Genomic DNA, 6,796 nt, shown 5'->3' on the forward strand with positions numbered 1-6,796 from the left:
GGCCCGCGCCGCTCTCCACGGCGGGCAGCCGCCCGTCGCGGATCCAGCGGCGCACGGTGCGTTCGTGGCAGCCGGTGTACTCGCAGACCTCGCTGACCTTCAGGAGCCTCGGCAGACGGTCGAACTGTTCGCGCAGGGTCACTCGCTCACCTCCGGACGGAAGAAGGGAAAGCAGGCAGGGCCGCCCGGCATGGGGCGGCCCTGATCGTGGGGAAGCTCGGGCAGGCGCGTGGCGGCGCGGTGGGCGGGCGGCCTGGCTGGTTCCTGACGACGGTGAATGGTGTTCAACGTGACCTCAGTGTAGCCCCTGGGCTGTCAGGCGCGCGTCAATGCAACGCCGGGCGTTCCTCAATTCGTCGCAAAGGAATGGAAGCCGCGCAGCAGGCCGGGCAGGCGTCCGCGCAGGGACGTGTCGGCGCGGCCGTCGCCCTCGATCTCGAGGTAGCCGACGCGGGCGCCCTGCGCGCCGAGCGCCCAGATGAGCTGGCCCGCGTCCATGATCCGCGCGAGGTCCGCGTCGGGGGTGCCGCCCTCCCTCGTGCCGACGCTGACGTAGTACGCCTGTCCGGCGCGCGGGGCCTTCCACGTCTCGCGGACGACGGAGAGGTCGGCCCAGTCGAGGGCGGGGCTGAGCGCGCCGACGAAGCCGAACGTGTTCGGATAGCGCAGGCCCGCCTCGACGCTGATGAGGCCGCCGAGGTCCGTTCCGGCGACGCCGGTGTGCTTCGCGTCCGCAAGGGTGCGGTAGCGGGCGTCCACGGCGGGCTTGACGGTGCGGACGAGGTCGGCGAGGTAACGGTCGCCGGCGCCGCCGCCGCGGGCGGGGTCGGGCGTGACGGTGTACTCGGAGGTGCGTGAGGTCCCGCCATGGTCCACGGCGACGAGGATGAGCTCCACGCCGGAACGGGCGAGCGTGTCGGCGACGTTCTGCAGGTCCCAGCGGCCGAAGAGGGTCTGGCCGTCCTGGAGGTACAGGACGGGGTAGCGGCGGGTGCCGCCCGCGTAGGAGGGCGGCAGGTAGACGCGGACGTCGCGGCGGGCGGCGAGCGTGGGGAGGTCGAGATTGCCGAGGACGTCGACGCGGCTCACGAGGGGCGCGGGCAGGCTGGGCAGGGCGCGCACGCCGGGCGGGACGGCGGCTTCCAGGCGGGACGGGGCGGGCACGCCCTGCGCGGCGGCGCCGGCGGCGAGGGCGAGGAGCGCGGTGGTGACGGCACGACCCACGAACTGCTTCATTAAAGACATCCTAAAGATCAGGACCACCTCTTTCCACAAAAAATTTACGTTCTTCTCAGGATCGGCTCACTTCTCATGAGGGTAGGCTGGGACGGTGAATCTCCTCTCGCAGCTCTCCGGAACGCTCGTCAACATCGCGACCGTCCTCGCCGGGACCGCCCTCGGCCTCGCCCTCGGCGGACGGCTCAGCGCCCAGACGCAGCGCACCCTCCTCCAGACCCTCGGCCTCGTCACGCTCTTCATCGGGCTCGGCATGGCGCAGGACGTCGGCCGGGTCAGCGCGGGCAGCGTGCCCGGCGTCATCCTCGCGCTCGTCTCGCTCGCCGTGGGCGCCGTCCTCGGCGAGGCCCTGAAGCTCGAGGAGCGCCTCGAAGGACTCGGGGAGAACCTGCGGCGGCGCTTCCGGGGCGGCGGACGCTTCACGGAGGGCTTCGTCGCCGCGAGCCTGCTGTTCTGCGTGGGCCCCCTCACCCTCATCGGCAGCATCCAGAACGGCCTGCTGCTCGATCCCGGCGCCCTGCTCGTGAAGGCCACCCTCGACGGCATCTCCGCCCTCGCGCTCGCCGGGGTCTACGGGATCGGGGTGGGCTTCAGCGCGCTCGTCGTGCTGGTCTTGCAGGGCGGCGTCGCGCTCGGCGCGGCGGGCCTCGCGTCCTCCCTGCTGCGCGGCGCGGACCCCTCCACGCTCGCCTCCAACCCGTACGTGCTGCTCGTCACGGGCGCGGGCGGCCTGATGATCGCCGGGATCAGCTGGAACCTCATGCTCGCCGGGCTCGGCTTCGATGACCGCCGCGTGCGCGTCGGCGCGCTGCTGCCCGCCCTCGTCGTGGCGCCCGTGGCGCTCTGGCTCGCGCGGCTCGTGACGGGCACCTGAGCGCCGCCGTCGGTATAATCCCCCTCATGATCGACGCGCCCGAAATGGAGCACCTCAAGAAGCTCGCGCGCCTCAGCCTCACCGAGGAGGAGACCGCGCACCTGCAGGGCGACCTCAACCGCATCCTGGGGTACTTCGAGAAGATCTCCGGCCTCGACACGGACGGCGTCGAGGAGATGCCGCGCCCCGTCGCGCTCGTGAACGTCACCCGCTCCGACGAGCCCGGCGACCTGCTCTCCTCCGGGGACGTCGCCTCCGTCGCGGTGGAACGGCAGGACGGCTTCTTCCGCGTGCCCCGCACCGTCGACCAGTAACGCCCGCTCTCCCCCAGCACGCGCCCGCGCACGCCCGGACGCCAAAGGATCCCCATGCTCGACCTCAAGTTCATCCGTGACCACGCGGACCAGGTCCGCCGCGCCATCGAGGTCAAGCACCTCGACCTCGACCTCGACCACCTCCTGCGCGTCGACGCGGAGCTCCTCGAACTCCGCCAGAAACTCGAGGCCGTGCAGGCCGAACGCAACGCGAACGCGAAGCTCGTCCCGAAGGCCACCCCCGACGAGCGGCCCGCCCTCATCCAGAAAGGCAAGGACCTCGCGGAGGAGATCCGCGCGCTCGAACCCACCCTGCGCGCCCACGAGGACGCGCTGCGCGTGCTGCTGCTGCAGGTCCCCAGCATCCCGGACGAGCGCGCGCCCCTCGGCGCGAGCGACGAGGACAACGTCGAGCTGCGCCGCGAGGGCACGCCCCGGACGTTCGACTTCACCCCGCTCGACCACGTGCAGCTCCTCGAGAAGCACGGCTGGGCCGATCTGGAGCGCGTCGCGCGCGTCTCGGGCAGCCGCTCGTACCTCCTCAAGGGCGAGCTCGTGCGGCTGGAGCAGGCCGTGATCACGTACGCCCTCGACGTCCTCGCGGACCGCGGCTTCACGCTGCTGAGCACCACGGCGCTCGTGCGGCCCGACGCGTTCGTCGGGACGGGACACTTCCCCGGCGGCGAGGATCAGGTGTACAAGATCGAGGGCGAGGAGCTCATGCTCGCCGGGACCGCCGAGGTGCCCGTCAACAGCCTGTACGCCGGCGAGATCCTCGACGCTTCCGCTCTGCCCGTCGCGTACGCGGCGCTGTCGGGCGCGTTCCGCAGCGAGGCGGGCAGCGCGGGCCGCGACGTGCGCGGCCTCATGCGCGTCCACGAGTTCCGCAAGGTGGAACAGTACGTCCTGTGCCGCCCCGAGGACGCCTGGACGTGGTTCGACCGCCTGCTGGAGGGCGCCGAGGTGATCCTGCGCGGCCTGGAGCTCCCGTACCGCGTGATGATCAACTCGACCGGGGACATGGGGCGCGGCAAGGTCCTGATGTACGACGTGGAGGCCTGGGTGCCGTCGGAGGGCCGCTACCGCGAGACGCACTCGTGCTCGTACCTCGGCGACTGGCAGGCCCGGCGCACGAACCTGCGCTTCCGCGACGAGGACGGCAGGGTCCGCTTCGCGCACACCCTCAACAACACCGGGATCGCCGTGCCGCGCGTGCTGGTGCCCCTGCTGGAGAACCACCAGCAGCCGGACGGCAGCATCCGCGTGCCCGAGGCGCTCCGGCCCTACATGGGCGGACGCGAGCGGATCGGCTGACCCGCCCCTGGAGGCCCAGGACCGGGAAGGGGCGAAGGTCGTCCCTTCCCGGTCCTCGTTTGGTTTCGCGTCCGGAGGCGCGGGAAGAGGTCACAATGGGCGCATGACGCTCTCCCCCGTCCGGTCCGCGCGGGCCCTCGGCCTGTCGCTCGTGGCGCTCGCGCTGCCCACCTTCGCCCTCGCGCAGACGGCCTACGTGAACAGGAAATTCTCCTTCACGACCACGTACCCGAAGGGCTGGCTGGTCAAGGAGGACCTCATGGGCGCGGCGGTGTTCTTCCTGGAACCGCCGAAACCCGGCGCGTTCACGTCGAACGTCAACGTGATCGTGGAGAAGGTGCCGCCGGGCGGGACCCTCACGGACCTCGTGGAGGCCGCGAAGACCTTCGGTCAGCAGGCCGTCACGGACTTCAATCTCCTCGCGGAGCGTGAGCGCAACGTGGGGGCCCTCAAGGGCCGCGAGCTGATCTACGAGGGCCGTCAGGGGCAGTACACGCTGCGCTGGTCGCAGCTGTTCGCCGTGCAGAACGGACGGGCCGTCGCGATCACCCTCACCGCCGACCGCGCGCGCTTCAACGACGTGTACGCGCGGACGGGCGAGGTGGCGATCAACTTCAAACTCAAATAGAGACAGAGACGCGCCAACGCCCCGGGCATGAGGATCGGACCGCTCCGATCCGTACGTTGCCAGAACGTGGACGGCCACTCCTCATCCATACGGAGACACGTGGACGGCCCAGCCATGACGACCGGGCCGTTCCCGCCTCCTTTCACGCGAGTTCGCGCGCGAGTTCCTCCACGTAGTCCTCCAGCCAGCCGGGCAGCCCGAGGGCGGAGCAGCTGACCTGGTGGTGCGCGACGTCCACGAGGCAGGCGGCGTCGCCGACCTGGACGCTGGTGCCCGCCACCTCGAACATGGCGACGTCGTTGTCGCTGTCGCCGAACACGACGGTGCGGTGCATGGGCACGCCGAGCTCGCGGGCGATGTCGTGCAGGGCGTGGCCCTTCGTGGCGCGTTCGTGCGTGACGGTCATGAACGACTCGTACGGGGCGAGGCCGCCCGTGACGGTGAGGCCGCCCACGGCGAGGATGTCGGGCGCGAGGCGGCGCGCGTCCGGGAAGCGGAAGCTGACCTGGTACACGCCGCCCCCCGCGGCCTCCGCGAGGGGACGCAGGTTGCGTTCGCGCAGCCAGTCGGCGGTGACGCGCCCGGGATCGCGGGTGTAGACGACGTCCGGTCCGAAGGCCCACAGTTCGGCGTCCTGGGGCACGAGGGCGTCCACCGCGCGGATCTGGGGGACGCTCAGGCCGTGCTCCGCGACGATGCGGTCCCCGACGCGGACGACGCCGCCGTTGCTGGTGGCGGTCGCCTCGGGCCGGACGCCCTCCATCACGTCGTCCGGGACGAGCGCGCGCCCCGTGATGATCGCGAAGCGCACGTCGTGGTCGCGCAGCCGTTCGATGACGTCGAGGCTGCGCGCCGGGATGGTCTTGTCGTGGTCGAGGAGGGTCCCGTCGAGGTCGAAGGCGATGAGGCGCATGCGGTCAGGATAGCGGGAGGCCGCTCGGGGCCCGGTGGCGGAAGGCTCCTTTTTCAGAGGGGCGCGTTCTCCTCGAAGTTCGGCTCGCGCTTCTCGCGGAGGCTGGCGAGGCCCTCGCGGACGTCGGGGCCGGTGAAGCCGAGGAATTCGAGGGCGAGGCTGGTGTCGAAGGTGGGTCCGGCGGCGCGCAGCCAGTTGTTGAGGGCGTACTTCGTCCAGCGGACGGCGGTGGGGCTGCTGCGCGCGAGGCGGCGCGCGAGGTCCATCGCCCTCGGCAGGAGGTCCGCTTCGTCCACGCACAGGCTCACGAGGCCGATGCGTTCGGCTTCCTCGCCGCTGAGGGGTTCGTTGAGCAGCAGGTGGTACTTGGCCTTGTTGAGGCCGCACAGCAGGGGCCAGATGATGGCCGCGTGGTCCCCGGCGGCGACGCCGAGGCGGGTGTGCCCGTCGAGGAGGCGGGCGGTGCGGGTGGCGACGCTGACGTCCGCGAGGAGCGCGACGGCGAGGCCCGCGCCGACGCAGGGCCCGTGGATGGCGCTCACGATGGGCTTGGAGCAGTTGACGACGTTGTAGACGAGGTCGCGCGCCTCCTTCCAGACGCGGGTGAGGGTGTGGAAGTCGCGGCTCATGTCCTCGATGAGCTCGAAGTCGCCGCCGGAGGAGAATCCGCGTCCCTCGCCGCGGATGAGGACGGCGCGGACCTCGTCGGACATGTCGATGTCGCGCCAGACGTAGGCGAGCTCGCGGTGCATGCGGTGGTCGGCGGAGTTGAGGCGGCCCTCGTTGTGGAGGACGATCTCCAGGATGCCGTCCTCGTGGCGGTGGAACTTCAGGGCCTCGTAGCGGGTGGTGTCCATGCCCCAGTCTAACGGCGCTCCTAACGCCCGTTCGGCGCCCCGTGGGGTGGGCGGGCTAGACTCCGGCATGTCGGCGGACCTTCCCCTCGTGCGGCTCTCGGACGTGTCCGTCACGGTGGACGGGCGCGAGGCGCTCGTGGGTGTCTCGTGGACCCTGCGGCGCGGTGAGACGTGGGCGGTGACGGGACCGAACGGCGCGGGCAAGAGCACCTTCTTCCGGGTCGTGGCGGGCCTCACGTGGCCGTCGTCGGGCGAGCGCACCTACGGCTTCTCGGGCCGGGAGACGCGCAGTCCACTCGCGGCGCGCGAGCGGGTGGCGCTCGTGTCGCCCGAGGCGAGCGACTGGTACCTGCGGCACGACTGGGCGCTCACGGCGGCGCAGGTCGTGACGAGCGGCGTGACGCGCACGCCCCTGCCCGCCTTCCCGGCGGTGGCGGCGCACGAGACGCGCGCGCGAGCGGTCCTCGCGGAGCTCGGACTTTCCCACCTCTCGGAGCGGGACGTGCGGACGCTGTCGCAGGGCCAGCGGCGACGGGTGCTGCTGGCGCGCGCGCTCGCGGGCTCGCCGGACGTGCTGGTCCTCGACGAGTTCTTCGAGGGCGTGGACGCGGCCTCGCGCGCGGACCTGCGCGCGGTGGTCGCGGCGCTCGGGGGGTCGGG

At 71.7% G+C, this 6,796-nt stretch carries 10 protein-coding genes; 5 read left to right on the forward strand and 5 right to left on the reverse strand.

What is annotated here, in order from left to right:
• From DEIPI_RS31750 to DEIPI_RS35675, 3 genes are all read right to left on the reverse strand, one after another.
• A partial coding sequence (locus DEIPI_RS31750; protein ID WP_045234502.1) for a helix-turn-helix domain-containing protein occupies positions 1-142 on the reverse strand: 142 nt, incomplete at its 3' end.
• Positions 139-288: a hypothetical protein gene (locus DEIPI_RS40060; protein ID WP_169737135.1), complete on the reverse strand. Its 150-nt coding sequence runs from the start codon at positions 286-288 to the stop codon at positions 139-141. The genes DEIPI_RS40060 and DEIPI_RS31750, both read right to left, overlap by 4 nt.
• Positions 289-348: 60 nt before the next feature.
• Complete coding sequence (locus tag DEIPI_RS35675) at positions 349-1,236, reverse strand: alpha/beta hydrolase (protein ID WP_052351779.1); 888 nt, start codon at positions 1,234-1,236, stop codon at positions 349-351.
• A 94-nt stretch (positions 1,237-1,330) separates the two neighbouring features.
• Between DEIPI_RS35675 and DEIPI_RS0116035 the strand changes: the two genes are divergently transcribed.
• The 4 genes from DEIPI_RS0116035 (at position 1,331) to DEIPI_RS0116055 (ending at position 4,366) form a co-directional block, all read left to right on the forward strand.
• On the forward strand, positions 1,331-2,110 hold the full coding sequence (locus DEIPI_RS0116035; protein WP_027482438.1) for a DUF554 domain-containing protein: 780 nt from the start codon (positions 1,331-1,333) through the stop codon (positions 2,108-2,110).
• 26 nt (positions 2,111-2,136) lie between these two features.
• The gene (gatC, locus tag DEIPI_RS0116040; protein ID WP_027482439.1) at positions 2,137-2,424 is read left to right on the forward strand and encodes an Asp-tRNA(Asn)/Glu-tRNA(Gln) amidotransferase subunit GatC; all 288 of its coding nucleotides are present in this window, start codon (positions 2,137-2,139) and stop codon (positions 2,422-2,424) included.
• 54 nt (positions 2,425-2,478) lie between these two features.
• Entirely contained in the window at positions 2,479-3,738 is a 1,260-nt protein-coding gene (gene serS, locus DEIPI_RS0116045; protein WP_027482440.1) for a serine--tRNA ligase, read from the forward strand.
• A 103-nt stretch (positions 3,739-3,841) separates the two neighbouring features.
• On the forward strand, positions 3,842-4,366 hold the full coding sequence (locus DEIPI_RS0116055; protein WP_027482441.1) for a PsbP-related protein: 525 nt from the start codon (positions 3,842-3,844) through the stop codon (positions 4,364-4,366).
• A 142-nt stretch (positions 4,367-4,508) separates the two neighbouring features.
• Here DEIPI_RS0116055 and DEIPI_RS31760 read toward each other — a convergent pair whose 3' ends face one another.
• Positions 4,509-5,279, reverse strand: coding sequence for an HAD family hydrolase (locus tag DEIPI_RS31760; RefSeq protein WP_045234503.1), 771 nt, complete (start codon positions 5,277-5,279; stop codon positions 4,509-4,511).
• A 53-nt stretch (positions 5,280-5,332) separates the two neighbouring features.
• Positions 5,333-6,136, reverse strand: coding sequence for an enoyl-CoA hydratase/isomerase family protein (locus DEIPI_RS0116065; RefSeq protein WP_027482442.1), 804 nt, complete (start codon positions 6,134-6,136; stop codon positions 5,333-5,335).
• A gap of 67 nt (positions 6,137-6,203) precedes the next feature.
• Between DEIPI_RS0116065 and DEIPI_RS0116070 the strand changes: the two genes are divergently transcribed.
• The coding region (locus tag DEIPI_RS0116070; RefSeq protein ID WP_045234511.1) for an ATP-binding cassette domain-containing protein at positions 6,204-6,796 on the forward strand (593 nt) is incomplete at its 3' end.

Source organism: Deinococcus pimensis DSM 21231 (genome assembly GCF_000519345.1).
In the GTDB taxonomy this organism is placed as follows: Bacteria; Deinococcota; Deinococci; order Deinococcales; family Deinococcaceae; genus Deinococcus_A; species Deinococcus_A pimensis.

What these genes read in the sequence shown, in the direction of transcription:
- DEIPI_RS35675 (WP_052351779.1), bottom strand. Translation starts at nt 1,236, where the DNA reads ATGAAGCAGTTCGTGGGTCGTGCCGTCACCACCGCGCTCCTCGCCCTC.
- gatC (WP_027482439.1), top strand. Translation starts at nt 2,137, where the DNA reads ATGATCGACGCGCCCGAAATGGAGCACCTCAAGAAGCTCGCGCGCCTC.
- serS (WP_027482440.1), top strand. Translation starts at nt 2,479, where the DNA reads ATGCTCGACCTCAAGTTCATCCGTGACCACGCGGACCAGGTCCGCCGC.
- DEIPI_RS0116055 (WP_027482441.1), top strand. Translation starts at nt 3,842, where the DNA reads ATGACGCTCTCCCCCGTCCGGTCCGCGCGGGCCCTCGGCCTGTCGCTC.
- DEIPI_RS31760 (WP_045234503.1), bottom strand. Translation starts at nt 5,279, where the DNA reads ATGCGCCTCATCGCCTTCGACCTCGACGGGACCCTCCTCGACCACGAC.
- DEIPI_RS0116065 (WP_027482442.1), bottom strand. Translation starts at nt 6,136, where the DNA reads ATGGACACCACCCGCTACGAGGCCCTGAAGTTCCACCGCCACGAGGAC.